Below are 18,555 nucleotides of genomic sequence, written 5' to 3'. Positions count from 1 at the left end.
TCGCCTGGCTCCGTTGTCATCAGGCTATACAGTTTGCCCACCTTCATCAGTCCATTCCCAGCGTCAACATTGGTGATATAGGAGAGTTGCAGGTCGTCCGAAATATTGAGCAGCTCGGCAAGCTCCATCCGGTTACCCGGTATTTCTATAAAATCGAGGGTGTTCAACCAAAAACCGATTTCATTCATGAGGCTAATGAGGATTATTATATAAACTTCAATTTATAGAAATGTCTTGGAAACAGTCTATGGAGTGAGCGAAGAAAACATATTGCATATCCATGATTCAACGCTGGAACACGATATTGATCCAGTACTGGGACATGGCAATGCAGAGATTATTAGCAGTATGAAAGAACGTCATCAGGTAGCAGAAAATCGATTCGAAGAAAAAGAAATGAGCATCTGCTACGTCGTGCATGATTATTATGTGCGCACCTTTAAAGAAATCAATGAATATATGCCTAACTTGAGAGTTCTGAAAAATAAAGAAATCGATGGAATTATTGTCATCGGACATTCTCTCGCGGGCGTAGATCTCCCTTATTTCAAAGAAATCGATTCCCAATCGCTACATAAGGCCAAATGGCAAGTGTATTACTTCTACGCAAGTAGCGAAAGCGAACAGAAAAGGAGGTTGGACGCTTTATTTGACTGTGGAATTGAAATCGAACGCATTACGCTGATTCCGTCAAATGGATTCTTTAATCGATAAATATCTGAATCGAAGAGGCTTAATGCGAGGAGATAAAAAAGGAGACCAACGGAATGGTCTCCTAGAAAGACCTCAGTTTGCATGGTTTACGTTTCGGAAGCCACTTTTATTTGTATGCATCGACGCTATGAACGACCACGATCAGCTATTGAAGTGACGGATAACAGCACGGATCTGGCTGGCTGCCTTCAATAGTCAATTTCCTGTCTTTCGTCGGGAATGAGATAAAATTCTTGTCAATTTCGGTAATGGGATCAAGTTCTTGTCATTTGGTTTTGACAAGAACTTGATCCCATAAATGCAAAAAACCGCGATTTTCGCGGTCTTTAATGAGACAATGTTTTAGTCACCTGACACTATCGGACGTCTGGACCGGCAGATGGTGGTTGTCGGACTGTCGTTGCTGCTTATTGTTTCTAATGTACTTTCGATGCTTACAAACCATTTCTTTGTGCTAATCATTGCACGAATCATCCTTGGATTAAGTATTGAATGATTCTGGGCTGTGGCTATGACTGATCAATACAAAAAAATCACCTATCGACCTTTCGGCCGACAGGTGGTTTTGTAACGGCTTGAAACGGCCCGTCGGCCACACTACGGCGTTTGGTAGTCCCAAACATCGGGTGGCAGCTTATCTTTAAGCGATGCATACATGGCGTCGCGGAACAGTTTCACCGCCGGATACGGCCGAAGGGCAATAGTACGCTCCACCATCAGCCCCTGCTCGTTGTCCACGATTACCTCAAAGCTTTCGATCTTATGGCCCTCCATAGTCCCCTCCCAGCGCAAGAAGGTGGTGCGCTCATCGAGCTTAAACTCGGCTGTATAGGTACCGGAACCACGCGTTGAGCTCGACTGAGCGAAAATCGCCGCGATGACTTCACGTCCCTCGATCGGCCGTACAAGGATCGGGCTGTTGAATACGATGTTTTCGGCAAGCAGCGCGCTCACCTGGGCAGGTGTAGCGTGACCGGATTCCCGTAGTTCTCGTAAAGGATGCATTGTTAATACTCCTATGCTTTGTTATTTGCTGTTGAAATTTAAAAAAGGCTTACCCTCGCGTTCCATTGACTCTGCATTTTTAGGAACCAGTCCTCGACCGCAATTCTTTATGAATAACCGGTAGCAGGTAGTGGCATTTCGAAGGCGAATTAGCGGCCGCCGCTTTAAGTATATGAAGGTTTATAGCCCATTATACCGTGCCCCAACATGGTGGCTGACCGCACCTTGAGAACCTTCATGTACATTCAATTCATAATGAGTAAATACGAAAAAAGTGGTTTTCATGGCTTTCGCCCGAATTCGACAAACAAGTTCTTGTTCTCCGACATCACTAGCAAAATAGTCGATCGAAATATTTACTATTTGGGCATTCGTGCCTGCCCACTAGTTGAGCAAAGGCTGCCGTTTGTCTCGGCAGCCTCGTTCTGGTCTATTAATTCCTTAACAATCATCAGAAATCCTACTCCTCATAAAGTACAGCGCACTCAGTCGGGCTATCGCTGCAGACCGCAGGTTCGCGATCAGTTGGTTGCTTCGCCGGCTTGTTCCTGTTCAGGCGCCAGTATCCTCAGCCCGTGCGATGTACACGGGATTGGTCATGCAGGTCACGACGGACTGCTCCAGTCCTTCCAAGGTGCGGCGCGCCTCCAACCGATAGAACAGCCGGTCCCCCGAGCCTTGAAAGCGCAGGCGTACGTGACCGTTCTCCGCCTCCACCATCCGGGGCGCGATAACATCGAATTCGGCGGCAGCCCCGGCCGGAATCACGGGCACGCAGCCCTTATCTTCCGCCGCATCGAAGGCCATGATCGCGGCGATCTCCCGCTGAATGGTCCAGCCGCCGACTTCGGCGGCTTCCGCTTCCCACTCGCCCGCCTCGGCGGCTGACGCCGGAACGGCAATGTCCCAAAGGGCTTCAATGCCGCGGTCGGACCATAGTGCGACGCGGTCACCTTTGGCGCCGCAGATGTCAATGGTCAGCGGAACGCCGCCCCGCTCCTCGACGGCATGCCGAGGAATCGTATCGCCGATGCCATATTCGCCCGAGGCGAGGGCCATACAGGTTTCGTCGGGATCGAACTGCAGCACGACGCGTCCCTGGCGAATGCCCGCCAGCACGCCCTGCGCCGTATCTGCTTCCGTCCAGACGGAAGCCGTCGGACGGCCGTGCTTCACGAACCGGTCATCGCGGTGCGTGTCGCTGCCGCCCAAGGCGATCACCCGGCGGCCCTGCGCGAGCTGTTCCTGCCACCAAGCCAGTGCGCGCTCGTTCAAGGCGCGCCAAGGGCCGTTCCATACTTCGATCGCATCATAAGGCACGTCAAAGCCAAGCTCCCAGGGGCAGGACGGACAGAACGGATGATTCAGCGATACGAAGCCGCCCCGCTCACGCACTTCCTCTAGTACTTCGTCCGCTTGCCCCGAAGTCGTCACTCGGAAATCCCGCAGCGCATCCGGAGCGCCGAGCACGTTGGCATGGCCGAAGTAACTCGTCAGCTCCACGCCGGGAATCAGCAGCAGCTGCTCGTCGGGAGAAAGTGCCGTGAAATTTTGCGAGGACGTGTTGTGATCCGTCAGCGCCATGAATTCCAGCCCGCGGGCCTTGCACGAATCCTTCGCCTGCTCGATCGTATAGCCTCCGTCGCTGTGCACGCTGTGCATATGAAGGTCGCCTTTCATCCAGCGTCCGTGCGGCCGGGCGAGCTCCACCTCGACGATCACCTCCGCGCCGCCTTCGGGGATCTTGTAAGCCCCGAGGAGTACGGCCCATTCGCCCTCGACGATCGGTCCTGCCAGATAGCCCGGGGTCGCCTTCTCCGTTCCGACGAAAAACGCTTCGCGGGCGCCTCCGCTCCAGCCGACGACCCGCTCCGGCGAGCGGAGTCCGATATCAACGACCGTCCCCGCCGCTCCTCCGCGTTCGTAACGGTACGCGATATCGATGCGCTCCACCGGTCCCTCAACCGTAAACGGAACCTCCAAATAAGAACGTTCCTCTTCTTTGCCGATCCATCTGAGCAGCGCGAGCCGCTGTTTGTTCATCTCCATCATGCGTCCTCCTATTCTTTGCTGGCGCCGAGCAGGATGCCTTTCATGAAATACTTCTGCACGAACGGATACACCGCGATCAGCGGGAGGATGCTGATAACGATCCCCGCCATCCGCACGTTCGTGGTCACCATATAGGTGCCGGAATTGCTGCTCGTATCAATAATCATCGCTTTCAACGCCACCTGAAGCGTGTATTTCATGGAATCGTTAATGAACATGACCGGCGCCGTGAACATGTTCCACCGTCCGACGAACTCGAACAGCGTCACAGTCGCGAGGCCCGCGGCCGCGAGCCGCAGGTACATCGTCAGGAAGATGCGGAATTCGCCGGCGCCGTCAATCTTGGCTGATTCCGACATCTCGTACGGCACATTCAGGAAAAAGCTGCGCATGAGCAGGATCGAGAAACCGGACACGAGACCCGACAGCACGAGCGCGCTCAGCGTATTGATGAGATGCAGGTCTTTGTTGACCACGTAGAGCGGAATCATGATCGCTTCCTGCGGTACCATCATCGTGATCAGTACAAACGTCAGCATCACCCTCTTGCCCGGCAGACGGGGATAGATGAACACGTAGCCCGCCAGGCTGGACAGCAGCACGTGCAGCACCGTGCCGACCACGGTCACGATGACGCTGTTGAGCAGCGGACGCCAAATATCGAGGCTTTTCCACACGATCTCGTAGCCTTCCATGCTGAACTGCTTCGGCCACAGCACGATTTCCGGCCGCATGGACGCGATGCCCGAAGAGAAAGAGAGCGCGAGCACGTTAATAAACGGAATAATCATGGTCAGCATCAGCGCGAGCAGAAAAAGGCCGTTTAGCGTATCGAATGCTTTATTCTTCCAGCCGAGCCGTTCGAATCGATCGGACATTGTCGTTACACCTCATCAAATCTTGTCATTCGCCGCACGACGAGCGTCAGCGCGAGCGTCAAAACCAGGACGAAGAAGCTGGCCGCCGCCGCGGGTCCGAGCTTGATTTCGAGAATCCCTTTTTGGAACGTATACATCATAAGCACGTCCACCTTCGAGGCAATCGTGGGATTGCGGAGGATGAACACTTGGTCGAATATCCTTAGAATCCCGAGCGTATTCAGCAGGAAGACGACCTTCATCGTGTTGCTAAGCTGCGGCAGCGTCACGTACGTCAGCTGCTGCCAGCGCGTCGCGCCGTCCATGCGCGCCGCCTCGTAGAGCGACGGATTGATCGACACGATCCCCGCCAGGAACAAAATGCACGTGTAGCCCATCTCCTTCCACGTCGAGAGGAGAATCATGATCCAGCGCGCATAGCCGGAATCCGCCAGAAAATTGATCGGCGCCCGGTGAAACACATGGACTAGGATCATGTTCACGATTCCGCTGTCGGGCGACAGCATGAAAATCCAGATCCCGCCGACCACGACCCAGGAGAGCAGATGCGGCACGTAGAGGATCATTTGCGCCATCTTCTTGAACCAGGTCCGCAGCACTTCGTTCAGCGACAGCGCGATGACGAGCGGCGCGATGAAGCTGAAGAGGAGAATGCCTCCCCCGATGACGAGCGTGTTGACCATCGCTTCCCAGAACAACGAATCGTGCAGCACCGCGTCGTAGTTCGCGAACCCGACGTACGGCCGATCGCCCATCAGCTTGTAATCCTGAAAGCTGGTCTGCAGCCCTTTCACGAGCGGGTAATAGGCGAATACGATAAAATAAGCGATCACTGGCACCATCATGAGGTAAAGCGCGCCGTACTTCTTCAACAATCCCATGCTTGTATCCACGTCCTTATCTAGTAAACGGTACCATTATCGGGCTGAAAAGAAGGCAAGCAGGAGATCCGTGCTCCCCTGCCCGCTTGTTGTTCGACTGCACTCGAAAAACTTCTTACTCGTCGATCAGTTTTTTGCCAAGCAGCTCTTCGTGCATCTTCTTCACGGCTTCCGCGGGGTCCATTTGGCCGGACATCGCTTTGAGCGCGTAATTCTTGACGATCTTCTCCGCGTCGGGCCAGCCCGGCAGCGATAATTCGAGCGTCGCGTTCTTCGTCACGAGATCCTGCGCTTCCTGAACGCCAGGCAGCTTGCCGAACGGATATTTCACGTTCTGGTTGTACCAGAACGGCACCCCGTGATCCATGTTGTGCTCCGTGCCGGTCGGCGTCAGCTTGTACGCGTCGCCTTCTTTGGTATAATCCTCGTTCTCGATGCCGAGGCTTCCGAGCGTAATGCCCGGTTCCGTATGCCAGAACTCCAGGAATTTCTTCGCGGCGTCCGGGTGCTCGGCGTTGGCCGGAATGATCCAGAAATCCGGGTCTCCGCGGCGCATCAGGATCGTGCCGTCCGCGCCCGGAATGCCTTCGAGCGCTTCCGCTTGGAATTTCGTGTTCGGATCCGCTTGTTTACGCGTGTTGTTGAACATGCCGACCCAAGCATCCCAGTACGTGACCATGCCGACGCGGTCGGAGAGGAACAGGTTGCGCATTTTGCCCGTGTCGTTCGTTACGAAGTTCGGATCCATGATGCCTTCCTTCACGAGCTTCGCAAACCATGCGTACATCGGAACGGCCGCTTCCGTCGCATACGGAATCGTGCGTTTGCCGTCCTTCATCACATAATGTGCCTTCACGCCGGCCGCGCTCATGAAGCCCTGAATATCGTAGAGATCGGACGTGCTGAGGCCGTACGTATCGTTCTTGCCGTTGCCGTCGGGATCCTTCTCCTTGAACGCCTTGAGAACGTTGTAGTACTCGTCCAGCGTCTTCGGCTCCTGCAGACCGAGCTTGTCGAGCCAGTCCTTGCGCACGATCGGCATCGTTCCGCCTTGGAATTTGCTGAACACGGCGACGAATTTGCCGTCCTTGTCCTTTAGTTGACCCCATTCGGCCGTCGGGACGACCTTCGGATCGGACAACACCTTGGAGCCGGTGACGAAATCGGTCAGATCCGTGACGACGCCCTGGTCCACGAAGGTGGCCAGCTTGCCCAGGTCGCTGAGCTCGATGAGGTCGTATTTCTCGCCGGAGCCGAGCGCGGTCAGCACCTTCTGGTCGTAGTCGCTCGCCGGCTTCTCGATGGAAGCGTCGATGCCGGTCAGGCGTTTGATTTCCGCTTGGAACTTCGTGTTCTCTTCCGGCGTCTTGCCGCCGACGTTGGCATCGAGGATGCGCAGCTTCATGTCCGCCGCCGGCGTCTCGGCCGGGACGTTGGCACCGGCGGTCGCGTTATTGCCTGCCGGCGCGTTCGTATTGGCCGCGTCATTCGTTCCGTTCTCCGTACCGCAGCCGGACAGCAGCATCGTACTTGCGACGGCGACCGTCGACATCGTCATCCATACTTTTCTCATTCGTTGATAACCTCCTGAATGTTGGTGCGAATTGGGATCCTGATCGGAGCGACTAAGCGATTGTCAACCTATGTGTACGTATTAAAGAGATATGAAAAGGACCGACTGCCTTACGAGCCGCACGGACCCGGGGCCGCACAGGAGCCGCGAATGACGAGCTCCGTCGGAACGAGAACCCGCTTTGCGCTTTTCTGAGGCGCATTCAACTGCTCGAGCAGCAGCTTCAGCGCTTCGACGCCCAGCCGGTCGGCATGAAGCCGAACGCCGGTAAGAGGCGGCGAGAATTCCGGCGAGAGCACGGTGTCGTCGCTGAACGCGAAGACCGACAGCTGTTCCGGAATGCGCCGTCCCAGCTGCTCCGCCGCCTTGTAGACGCCGAGCGCCATCATGTCCGTATCGGCGATAACTGCCGTGATGTCCGGCGATACCGCCAACTTGGCGAGAGCCGAATCGTAGCCGAAAGCAAACGCCGTCTCGCCTTTCAGCGGCTTGTGCATCATCAGATCGGGCTTCGGCTGCAGACCCGCTTGCTTGAACGCTCTTCTGTATCCTTCGCCGCGGTCTGCCGACACGGTTCTCGATGCCGGCGCGTTCAGGAACAGGATTTCCGTATGCCCAAGTCCGATCAAGTAGCAGGTGACTTGATCGGCCATGCCGACATTGTCGTTATCGACGTAGCTGACCTGTGCCTCGTAAGGCTCCGGCGGGCGGCCGATAATGACGATGGGCATGTCGCTTTGAAGCCGGTCCTCGATCCTTGCGTCCGACGCGATGGGATCCAATAGGATTTCGCCATCCACCGGGTCCGAGGAAATGTTCTCGACTTGGCTGAGATAAGCCGGCGACAGCGCATTGACCAGAAGTCGGTAGCCGTTCTCGTAACAGACGCGCAGGACTCCGTTAAGCAAGGAATGATGAAACTGACCGAATTCAAGCGATTCGCCTCGGATATTCAATCCGAGTATGCGGGTGGAGCGGCTCACGAGGCTTCTTGCCCAATAATTCGGTTTGTAGTGCAGCGACTTGGCCGCAGCGAGCACGCGCTCGGTAACTTCTTTGCTAATGGGCCTTTTCTTGCTGAATACGCTCGAAACCGTGCCCTTGGATACGCCGGATGCCTTCGCGACGTCGTCGATTGTAGCCAAGAATCGTTGAACCTCGCTTTCTCCCATGGTGATCCGTTGTGGGAACGTTACCGGACCTGTTTACAAGCTTAAACCGGTTTTGTAAATTCCGTTTAAACCTCATGATTAGTTATTGTAAAAGTCGTTATTTTCTTCGTTATTTTCATTTCTTAGTGGTTTTTTAGTAATAAATTCCCACTATTTAGGAATAAAAGTTCATTAAACCGCTTTAACAAAACTTTATCTTTAACATGAAGCAGGATGTTACAATGGATGCCATCATTGATTCGGAAAGGATGCGCAAAATGATGAGAGGAAGGATTTTCAGCTGCGTGGACGGCATTCCTGCCATGAAATGTTTAACTTGGTCAACTGGTTATGATTTCATGAACTCTAAGGTTCATGCCTATGAAAACCTCCAGGAATTAATTTTTAACTGCTGGGCAAATTAACATTTAGATGGATTTTGGAGAGGAGCATACTAGACATGAAAAAATCGGAACGGTACGCCAATATAATACCAATGGCAGAATTGAACACGAAGGAAAAACGACTTCAACCATTTTCAGTGTTTAACCAACTTCGCCAAACGACGCCTATTCGTTATGATAATAGTAGAAGTTGTTGGGATATATTTCGCTATGAGGACATCCATCGTATTCTGAAAGATCCCGCAACCTTCTCTTCAAGACGCGGATTGGCTATAAAAGACAGAGAGACCATTCTTACAATGAATCCTCCCCGTCATACACAGCTGAGGGGTTTAGTAAACAAGGCGTTTACACCCAAGGTAATCTCAGATTTGGCAACACGAATCTCCGCAATCACCGACGAATTGCTGAATGTTGTGGAAGGAACTATGGACATAGTTTCCTCACTGGCCGTCCCGCTTCCGGTCATCATAATAGCGGAGCTGCTTGGCGTGCCCCCTGAGGATCGCAACTTATTCAAGGAATGGTCGGACATTCTTGTGAAGGGACCTGACCAAAATACTGACGAGGAGTTCAATCAAGTCATCGCGGAGAAAGTACGGGCCAACGACGAGCTGAATGATTATTTCGCTCGGATTGTCGAGCAGCGGCGTATTGAGCCCAAAGAGGATCTGATTTCACTTCTGCTGCAAGCCGAAGTCGAAGGAGAGAGGCTCAGCGACAAAGAGATTCTTGGCTTTTCAATCCTGCTTCTCGCTGCTGGTAATGAAACAACGACCAATTTGATTACAAACGCTGTCCGCCGCGTGACTGAAGACCGAACGCTCCAACAGCAGCTTCGCGGTAACCCAGAGCTTATTCCTGGTTTCATTGAAGAAGTCCTGCGTTTCTATCCCCCCATTCAAGCCGTAGGACGAATAGCGGCGCAGGACGTGGAGATCGGAGACATCATGATAAAAAAAGGTCAGCAAGTCGTCTCTTGGGTGGCATCTGCTAATCGCGATGAGGCTAAATTTGCAAAACCGGATACGTTTATTGTGGACCGCAAACCAAATGCCCACCTTTCGTTTGGATTCGGTATACATTTCTGCCTAGGAGCACCTTTAGCACGGCTTGAAGGGAAAATCGTGATTGAGAGGCTCATGAAACGGTATAGGGATATTCAGTTTGTCACAGATTCGGAGATGACGTATATTCAAAGCCCCTTTGTTTATGGTGTTAAACAGTTTACTGTCAGCATAACGTAAGTTCTGCCTTAAAGTTCAATTAACACGTGTCAGAAATCCCCAAAGCTTACTTTGAGTGCCCACCCACGAATCTTAATCGAAAAAAGCACAGGGCTATCCGTTTAGTCTTTACGACTATTTTGGACAGCCCTTTATACTTTCACCTATATTCTAACCGATAAATGCTTCTTTATTTGCTTGAGCAAAAGTCTCAAAAGAAGTTGCTTTTTGTCCGGTTATTTCTTCTACCGTACTGGAAACTCCTGCTGTGTGTCCTAACTTCATCATTTGATAATGTTCTAATAAGGCTTCGACGATTTCAGCAGGCATGCCTGCTTTTTGCATACCAGCGCTAGCAGCTTCAACCGGTGCATCTATGAATTTAATTGATTTTCCAGTTACTGAAGAAAGAATATCTGCAATTTCGGCGCCGGAAAGAGCTTCTGGCCCCGATAAGTAATAAGCTTTGTTGGCATGGCCTTCTTCCGTTAAGACCCGATAGGCAACCTGGGCTATATCGCTTGCATCAATGTAAGCCGATTTCCCTTCGCCGTACGGCTCATAGAAGGCTCCTTGAGCACGAATGGTACGCGAGTTGAATTTAATAAAGTTTTGCATAAAAGTATTTGACTGCAAGAACGTATAAGCCATTCCGGATTGCTCGATTTCTTTTTCGACTGCCCTATGCCACTTTGCCATTGTATCCATATCAGCCCCGCCGCCCGATAACTTCACAAGATGCTTCACAGCGGCTTTGTTAGCTGCACGAATAATCGAAGAAGATAGTTCCACCATATTCGGAACAAGAGGTGTTGCAAAATATACTTTTTGGATGCCGTTCATGGCTTGTACCAGTGTATCGACATCGTTTAGATCGGCTTGTACCAATTCGACTCCCAATGCTTGCAGTTCGCTTGTGTTGCTTGTCGGACGAACGGTAACACGCGTTTTATGGCCGTTCTTCGCCAGAAGTTTCACCAATTCTTTGCCTGTTGTTCCTGTAGCTCCAATCACTAATATAGCTGCGCTCATATTAATTAAACTCCTCACATTGGATAATTTCATTTTAAATATGATTAAAATTTAGTATCATAATCACTCTTTCCTTATGCTGCCGCCAATTCTTCTTCTTATTTGATGCGAGGCTTACGAAGAATTAAACTTAAAATCGCACCACCCGTAGCAATGCAGGCTATAATTAAGAACGTGTCACCAAAAGCTAAGGCAGAAATCTTTGGAATTTCGGCGTGATTACCAGCTTCCGCCATACGGTCTCTTATTCGTGAAGATAGGTGTCCCGTTAAAGCAGCTATGGCAAATGAATTCACAACCTGTAAAGAAGCTGATGTTAAAGGTGTTACTCGGCTTACCAGTTCACGCGGGGCAGACTTTAAAATATGGGCATTTAAGGGCATCATTGATAAGGCCATCCCACATCCCACCATAAAAAGTGGAATCATTAACGTAATTACTCCGGTATTGAGGTTTACCCCCGAAAGCAAGAATAGAGCAATGGACATCATGCTCAAACCGCTAAACACAAGAGGTCGGGCGCCTATTTTATCGGATAATCTCCCCGAGAATGGCGTAAATAGCAGACCTCCCAAAGAAATGGGGAGGGAGATTGCCGCACTTAAGAGAGGTGTACGACCTAATACTCCTTGCTGAAATAATGGATTCAAAAGAATAGTTCCGATCATGGAGGCTTGCAAAGCCCAGTTTATAATAATACCGAGAGTGAATTCTGATGATTTAAATGCACGCAACTCCAACAATGGTTGCTTATGACGCAGCTCCACAAATATGAATAGGAGAAGTGCGACACCCCCAACAATCAATCCCGTTAATGCGCCAGTGGAATTCCAGCCCCTTCCCCCCTCACTCACACCATAAGTGAGCATGGAAAAGGCGATCGGGGCAATAATTATTCCTAGAATATCGAGGGCAGGTGCCTTACCACGCTGCTGATTGGGCAGAAATTTAAGACCTACAATCACGGCAGCGATTCCAATAGGTAAATTGATTAGGAAAATCCAATGCCAAGATGCTATTCCAATTAACCATCCAGATAATAAAGGACCTGTAGCGGGGGCAATTAGCATAGGCAAACCAAGCATCCCCATAACAGCACCTCTTTTTTCTGGGGGGGCCATCTTAAAAGACATTGCCATACCGATGGGAGCTACCATTCCACCACCAAGGCCTTGTATGATGCGGAATAAAACGAGCTGTTCAGGAGTCTGGGCCAAGGCACAAAGAACTGAACCAATAGTAAACAAGGTAATCGTAATGAGGAATATTCGTTTGGCTCCAAATTTATCTGTCATCCAGCCAGCTAAAGGGATAATCGTAGCTAGCGCAAGAGTATAACCGGTAATGGTCCATTGAATTGTTTTTAATGAACTGTTAAAGTATTTTTGTAAACTTGGGATAGCTACATTCATAATCGTAGTATCTAGAAGAACCATAATCATCCCAATCATAACGGCAAGAAGTGGAGCGATAATGGTTTTAAGCGAAAACTCTGGTGTAGCTGTTAATTTCTCAGCTGATTGTGCAGACATTTGAACGCTCCTCTCTTCTCTGGCTTGATGTTTAAGCATATAACATATACATTTGACCAATAGTTTTCCGGAAAAACTTATCGGTCATGTGCTTTATTTTATCTAACTCTTGAAGAATGTCAATTTTTTTTTGAAAAGAGGAATTAAATTGAGTATAGTCAAACAAAACATCATGGATTCCGCAGAACGTTTATTTTCGGAAAAAGGCTATCTTGCTACATCCATTCAGGATATCGCTGATGATTGCAAAATCGCAAAAGGATCGTTATACAAATTTTTCCCTTCTAAAGAGGATTTATTCGTAGAGGTGCATCACTCAAAGCAGGATAGCCTTTTCGAAAAAATGGAAGAGATAAGATTGGACCCGGCACTTACCTTAAGAGAGATTTTCATTCGTGAAATCGAATGTCAATTTTATTTTTTTATTGAGAATAATTTTATAGTGAAGAATTCTTTTGAAATGCAAGCTAGTGAAGGGAAAATCGCCTCTATTCTGCTTAGTCAACGAGTAAATATTTTCAATATGAACAGAGATGCCTTGACTCGTAGGTTTGGTAAAGAAATAGAACTTAATATATGGGACCTTGTATTGATTTATAATGGGATCGTTAAAGAGTATCTTTTCTTAATCATATTTGATAACAGGCCGTTTAATATAAGAGATGTTTCTGTATTTATTGCAGATCTCTTGGAAGAGGTCGTTGTCGGCGTCCTGAATAAGAAACCAAAAGCAATTTTAGAAAATGCGATGATGGATAATTATGTGGAATCAGCTCGTAAGGGCAACTCTGTTACAGTAGTTGAACAAAGACGTAGGCTGTTCGAACTTCTTTTCTCTACCCTAAAAGAATTGGCTATAACGAATTATCACAAAACAGAACTGCATGAAGCGCTTGTTATACTTCAGGAGGAAGTAGAACGAGACCAGCCTAGATCTGTACTAATCCTTGCCATGCTTCAGTTTTTGAAGAAAGAGCATGAACTTACAAGCATCATTGAACAATTAAGAAAACTCTGCTTCAATATGGGTGAGTAATTTTTCCTTAAGTTGCTAATCATTCGACAGGACAGATGGAACCGATTTATTGGCCATTGCAGAACTATTAGGTTTTGCTTATGTCCCATACTTCCAAAAATAAACGGCATGCTTCTGGAGCAGCCGTTTTTTTGATATCTGGTAGCAAGCCTTAATCCTAAGTAATAGATTTGGCATTTAAACATTTTTAATCGATTTTATGGTTCTTATGAAGCTTGATGGGAATTTTTCTGTCCAGAATGGAGCGGATTGAGTAAATTCATTCACACAGATTAGTTTTTCCTGAATGATTTCCTTCGATTGAATGATACTAAGGAAATGTTGGTTCGAGGTCTTAATCGGTCGAATTTCAGGGAGGCGAATGTATTGAACTGGTTATGGACGGAATGGCGCGCGTTTTTTGGATCGCGGAGAATACTCGTTCCATTAATTGCGTTCTGTTTAATACCCTCGCTCTACAGCGCAACTTATTTATGGACATATTGGGATCCGTACGCGCACTTGGAAAGGCTGCCGGTCGCTGTCGTGAACGAGGACCAGCCGGTTAATTACCAAGGTAAAACGTTTGCGATTGGTAATGATGTTGTAAACGAGCTTAAGAATGACCATTCTCTAGAATGGCGGTTTATCGACGCAGAGGAAGCGGATGCGGGACTTCGGAACCGAACGTATTATTTCGAAATATTCATTCCTTCCGACTTTTCCCTTCGGGCGACGTCCTTGGGGGCGGCAGAGCCAACGCCGCTGGAGTTGACCGTGAAGCTGAACGAAGGCCTAAATTATATCGTGAGCAAAATTGGGAAATCCGCAGTCGAAACGATTAGGCAGCGGCTATCGGAACAGCTTTCGGCAAGCTACTCCAAAGCTATTTACGAACAACTGACCCCGTTGAGCGGGGGCTTCCAGAAGGCGAGCGATGCAGCGTCTCGGCTCGATACCGGCCTTATGCAGTCGGCGGAGGGAACGAAAGCGCTTCTCGACGGTTTGAACCATGGGCATACTTCTGTATCGAAGCTGGACCAAGGTACTTCCGAGCTGAAGTCCGCTTCTGATCGACTCTCCGAAGGCGCCGGTCAGCTAGAGCAAGGCGCCGCTAATCTATTCAGCGGCATAGGGAGTCTTCGAAGCGGGCTTGATCGGCTGAAGGAGGGGAGCACAGACACTGCTCAAGGAACGGACAAGGCGGCGGCGGCAGCTAAGCAACTGAACGATGCATTTTCGAAATGGCTTGCAGCGCACCCCGATGAGGCCAAAAATGCGGATCTGACGCTCATCGAGAAGCAAAGCAAGCAGTTATCTGTCGCGCTCGATCAATTAAACGGCGGTACGAATTCGCTGTCCAAGGGCATTGTGAGCGCCGGCGGCAGCGCGGCACAGCTCGCGAACGGAGCCGGGCTCATCGCGAGCCGGTTGGCAGCGCTTGGTGCCGGCGCTTCGAAGCTTCATGACGGCGTTGCCACCGCCGCGGATGGTATTCATAAAGTGTCCAGCGGCTGGAGCAGTCTTACTTCCAACGTCGTTAAACTGTCTGACGGCCAGCAAGCGCTCGTACAAGGGGCTGCTGAGCTGAGCAAGGGCCTAGCGGAAGGCGCTGAGAAAGCGGCAAGTATTCACGCGTCGAATAATTTATTCGCGATGCTCGCCAATCCCGTCCGTTTGAAGGAGCAAGCTGTTCATCCGCTTCCGAACTACGGAACGGCGATGGCGCCGTTTTTCGTTTCGCTCAGTTTCTACATTGGTGCTCTCTTGTTTGGCAACATATTTTCATTCCGAGCGACGAAGGCGCCGCCTCCGTCCGGATTTCTGTGGTTCGTCTCGAAATTTGGCGTGCTCGCCTTCATATCGCTCGCTCAAACCGCCATCTCCAGCGTAATTCTGATCCCCGGGGTCGGCTTAAGTCCGACTTTTCCATTCGAATTTTTCGCTTTCGCCTTGTTATCCAGTCTTGTATTCATGTCCGTTGTTCAATTTCTGCTTACGGCATTTTCGCATATCGGAAAGCTGCTGGGCATTGTCGTTCTCGTACTGCAACTGACCGCTACGGGAGGGGTATTCCCGGCTGAGTTGACACCGGACCTTATGCAGACTCTTCACGGAGCGATGCCCATGACTTATGCGGTAGAAGGAATCCGCGCGCTGCTATCGACGGGGGATTACGCGCTTGTAAGGCATGATGTGCGAATATTGGTCATTTTTTGGGTGGTTCTATCCGTGTTTACCTGGATCATTCTGTCGTATTTGCGTTTGAAACAGGCAAAGAAAAGTCGACTTGCGAGGGCATAGCATGTCTTGTGGCGGCTGCACCGATTTTAACGCCGACATCTGCTCTTGTAGCGGGCATCAGTACTCAACGGGCGCTTGGTGAGCAGGCAGTTTGGCTGGAAAAATTGGATTGTTGGAATTTTGTTATAGGAGAACATCTCGCAGCCCTTGCTAAGACATTGAATCGGTATAATATTCCACACCCAAGCTCATAATAAGGTGAAGTATTACGGGGAGGTGTGTATCTCAATGCCAGAAAATATATACACGGTATTGAAAAATACCATCAAATCGAATGATTTTATGCAATCCGAGCATACGATTCATGATAAGCGGATCCACTTTTCCTATTGCAAAAACATCGTAGACCAAGAACTTATTCATCACGAATTATTGCACCGGATTCAAATCTCAGAAGAAGAATTCGATCATCTTCTTGCGTTAAAAAGTTTGATTCCGTTTGAAAATATCAAAGTATCTTCAAATGTGGACGAGATCGTACAAAGCTTGATTAAAGGCTTTATTTACGTTCAGCTGGAACATGATTTCAATGAAGGGCTTTTAATCGATGTTGCGGATCTGCAACGCGGTTATCGGAGTAATAATGAGGCGGATAACGAATACAGCGTCATTGGCCCGAAAGCCGGTTTCGTCGAGGATCTCGATACCAACTTGAATTTACTTCGCAAAGAGCTTGTTTCCGAACATTTACGGTTCGAGGAGTACATCAAGGGTTCGCTTTCGCAAACAAGAGTCACGATTGTTTATGTAGAAGGTATTTGCAACCCCCAGCATGTAGATACAATCAGACAACGAATCGTAGACGCCGAGTTTGACGAGGTATCCGATAGTTCCATTATTGACCAAGTTATTACGGATAACGCAAATTCACCGTTCCCTTTACTTATGTCTACGGAACGTGTAGACAGGGCAAAATTCAGTCTTCTTAGCGGCCAAGTGGCCATCTTAAGCAGTGGGTCACCTTATGTCATATCCGGACCTATCACCGTATTTGAATTTTTCGCCTCGCCCGAAGATTTTTATCTGCCATGGGTTTTGGCTTCTTTCTTTCGGTGCATCAGGTATTTGGGCGTTGCCTTCTCGATTCTTGCCTCTCCCTTCTATGTTGCCGTGTTAACCTTTCATTATTCCGTCATCCCGCAACCTCTTCTGGGCCCGATCATCGAATCCAGAGCGAACGTTCCTTTTCCGCCGATTATTGAAGTCTTGCTTATGGAATTTACGGTCGATTTGCTGCGCGAAGCCGGGGCCAGATTGCCTACCAAAGTCGGACAAACGCTCGGGATTGTGGGCGGCGTCGTACTCGGGACGGCAGCCGTGCAAGCCGGTCTCACCAGCAACATCTTAATCATCATTGTTTCTCTATCTGCCGTGTCTTCATTTGCCACCCCCATTTTCAAAATGGCGAACACGATCCGTTTTTTGAGGTTTCCGTTAATTGGCTTGGCGGCAGCCTGGGGCGGGTTCGGCATTACGATCGGGTTAGTGATTCTGATCGGCCATTTGCTGCGGTTAAAATCGTTGGGTTCTCCTTACATCGTTCCTCTGTTCCCGTTCCGTTTCCGTGAATTTGCGAACAGTTTTATTCGATTTCCATTCAGCCTTTCGTATAATCGTCCTCGTTATCTGCGTCCTCTCAAGCTCCAAAGATATAAGGTATCTAGGTCGAAAGATCGCAGCGACTACAATAACGAGTAAATTTCGAGTAAGGGAATGCGCCAATGAAAAAATATGTCCCGCTTCTCTTCTGCTGCTTCTTATTATCCGGATGCGCAAAAGAACAGATCGTCGATCGGATTAAGCTCATACAAAGCGTCGGTAACGACTTGCAAGGAGATACAATTAAGGTTAGCGCTACTTATCTTGCTTTTGAAAAGAAAGCGAGATTATTATTGCTTGAAGGAAAATCGAAATCGTTCAATGAGGCCTTTACGCCTTTCGCTTCGCAAACGGATCACCCTATTGCAATCGGTCAATTGCAGACATTAGTCATAAATGAAAAATTGGCAAGAAGGGGGATTTCAGATCTAGCCAGCAGTATTGTTCGAGATCCCCTTATTAGTAATCGCTCTACACTTGTGTTAACAACCGGTCAGGCGAGTGATATCTTAGCCGAAACGTTAAAATATCCACCTGCTTATTTATCCAATCTGATCAAACAAAATATGGAGAACGAGAATACGCCGATAACAAATGGCCATGTATTTCTTGACCAATACTTTGGAGCAGGACAAGATGTTTTTTTGCCTATTTTGATCAAAGACTCCAAAGGTATTTTGCAAATGGATGGCGTAGGCGTTTTTCATGGCGATCAATTAAAGCTTTTGCTGACAAACAAAAGAGGTCTATTCATTAAGCTTCTTAAAGAAGATAAAGTCGAAATTCACGCAAGCAGATATACCTTCAAAAATGATCAAAACGAGCTGATTTCATTTAAAATTATTTACTCGAAACCTAAAATAACCATACAAAATGAAAAAGCCTTCATTTCAATGAAGCTCGATATTGACCTTGGAGATTATCCGGCAACCTTAAACGTTTTTGAAAACAACAACGATATGCTTGAAGTAAAGAAACAAATCGAAAATCACTTTACGACTGAAATTAAAGCCATGCTGGAATATTTCCAAACGAATCATGTCGATCCAATCGGGATAGGCAGTCTTGATAGAACTCGCCACAGGGATTGGAACGAGCAAAAATTTTATGCTCGCATTTACCCAAAGCTAAAATTTGATGTGCGGACACAAGTTAAGATACTATCGTTGGGAGTGGGGCATTAGTGCAG

15 protein-coding genes are annotated in these 18,555 nt (G+C 49.0%); 7 read left to right on the top strand and 8 right to left on the bottom strand.

The window, feature by feature from the left end:
- Positions 1 to 252 precede the first annotated feature (252 nt).
- Positions 253 to 714, top strand: a complete 462-nt coding sequence (locus KXU80_RS04775; protein ID WP_219837134.1) for an AbiH family protein — start codon at positions 253 to 255, stop codon at positions 712 to 714.
- Positions 715 to 1,311: 597 nt separating this feature from the next.
- Here KXU80_RS04775 and KXU80_RS04770 read toward each other — a convergent pair.
- The 6 genes from KXU80_RS04770 to KXU80_RS04745 form a co-directional block, all read right to left on the bottom strand.
- Positions 1,312 to 1,719: a nuclear transport factor 2 family protein gene (locus KXU80_RS04770; protein WP_219837133.1), complete on the bottom strand. Its 408-nt coding sequence runs from the start codon at positions 1,717 to 1,719 to the stop codon at positions 1,312 to 1,314.
- Between the two features lie 552 nt (positions 1,720 to 2,271).
- Positions 2,272 to 3,771 carry a CehA/McbA family metallohydrolase gene (locus KXU80_RS04765; protein ID WP_219837132.1) on the bottom strand — a complete coding sequence of 500 codons (1,500 nt, stop codon included), beginning with the start codon at positions 3,769 to 3,771 and terminating at the stop codon, positions 2,272 to 2,274.
- 8 nt (positions 3,772 to 3,779) lie between these two features.
- Positions 3,780 to 4,649: a carbohydrate ABC transporter permease gene (locus KXU80_RS04760; RefSeq protein ID WP_219837131.1), complete on the bottom strand. Its 870-nt coding sequence runs from the start codon at positions 4,647 to 4,649 to the stop codon at positions 3,780 to 3,782.
- Positions 4,650 to 4,654: 5 nt separating this feature from the next.
- Positions 4,655 to 5,530 (bottom strand): ABC transporter permease subunit, encoded by an 876-nt coding sequence (locus tag KXU80_RS04755; RefSeq protein ID WP_219837130.1) that lies wholly within the window; start codon positions 5,528 to 5,530, stop codon positions 4,655 to 4,657.
- 115 nt (positions 5,531 to 5,645) lie between these two features.
- Positions 5,646 to 7,103 (bottom strand): extracellular solute-binding protein, encoded by a 1,458-nt coding sequence (locus KXU80_RS04750; RefSeq protein ID WP_219837129.1) that lies wholly within the window; start codon positions 7,101 to 7,103, stop codon positions 5,646 to 5,648.
- Between the two features lie 110 nt (positions 7,104 to 7,213).
- Positions 7,214 to 8,248, bottom strand: coding sequence for a LacI family DNA-binding transcriptional regulator (locus KXU80_RS04745; protein WP_219837128.1), 1,035 nt, complete (start codon positions 8,246 to 8,248; stop codon positions 7,214 to 7,216).
- A 248-nt stretch (positions 8,249 to 8,496) separates the two neighbouring features.
- Between KXU80_RS04745 and KXU80_RS04740 the strand changes: the two genes are divergently transcribed.
- A complete protein-coding gene (locus tag KXU80_RS04740; RefSeq protein ID WP_219837127.1) occupies positions 8,497 to 8,679 on the top strand; it encodes a hypothetical protein in 183 nt (60 codons plus the stop codon).
- A 35-nt stretch (positions 8,680 to 8,714) separates the two neighbouring features.
- Entirely contained in the window at positions 8,715 to 9,905 is a 1,191-nt protein-coding gene (locus tag KXU80_RS04735) for a cytochrome P450 (protein ID WP_219837126.1), read from the top strand.
- 150 nt (positions 9,906 to 10,055) lie between these two features.
- Here the strand turns inward: KXU80_RS04735 and KXU80_RS04730 are convergent, their stop codons facing one another.
- A complete protein-coding gene (locus tag KXU80_RS04730; RefSeq protein ID WP_219837125.1) occupies positions 10,056 to 10,916 on the bottom strand; it encodes an SDR family oxidoreductase in 861 nt (286 codons plus the stop codon).
- Between the two features lie 98 nt (positions 10,917 to 11,014).
- The gene (locus KXU80_RS04725) at positions 11,015 to 12,448 is read right to left on the bottom strand and encodes a DHA2 family efflux MFS transporter permease subunit (protein WP_258171253.1); all 1,434 of its coding nucleotides are present in this window, start codon (positions 12,446 to 12,448) and stop codon (positions 11,015 to 11,017) included.
- Positions 12,449 to 12,596: 148 nt separating this feature from the next.
- On the opposite strand from KXU80_RS04725, the gene KXU80_RS04720 reads away from it, so the two are divergent.
- The 4 genes from KXU80_RS04720 to KXU80_RS04705 all read left to right on the top strand — a co-directional run bounded on the left by KXU80_RS04720 (position 12,597) and on the right by KXU80_RS04705 (position 18,550).
- Positions 12,597 to 13,484 carry a TetR/AcrR family transcriptional regulator gene (locus KXU80_RS04720; RefSeq protein WP_219837123.1) on the top strand — a complete coding sequence of 296 codons (888 nt, stop codon included), beginning with the start codon at positions 12,597 to 12,599 and terminating at the stop codon, positions 13,482 to 13,484.
- Positions 13,485 to 13,850: 366 nt separating this feature from the next.
- The gene (locus KXU80_RS04715) at positions 13,851 to 15,767 is read left to right on the top strand and encodes a YhgE/Pip domain-containing protein (protein ID WP_219837122.1); all 1,917 of its coding nucleotides are present in this window, start codon (positions 13,851 to 13,853) and stop codon (positions 15,765 to 15,767) included.
- A 228-nt stretch (positions 15,768 to 15,995) separates the two neighbouring features.
- Positions 15,996 to 17,465: a spore germination protein gene (locus KXU80_RS04710; protein WP_219837121.1), complete on the top strand. Its 1,470-nt coding sequence runs from the start codon at positions 15,996 to 15,998 to the stop codon at positions 17,463 to 17,465.
- 23 nt (positions 17,466 to 17,488) lie between these two features.
- A complete protein-coding gene (locus tag KXU80_RS04705; protein ID WP_219837120.1) occupies positions 17,489 to 18,550 on the top strand; it encodes a Ger(x)C family spore germination protein in 1,062 nt (353 codons plus the stop codon).
- Positions 18,551 to 18,555: the final 5 nt, after the last annotated feature.

The sequence above is a fragment of the Paenibacillus sp. R14(2021) genome, assembly GCF_019431355.1.
Lineage (GTDB): Bacteria > Bacillota > Bacilli > Paenibacillales > Paenibacillaceae > Paenibacillus_Z.
This window is presented reverse-complemented; position numbering and strand designations above follow the sequence as displayed.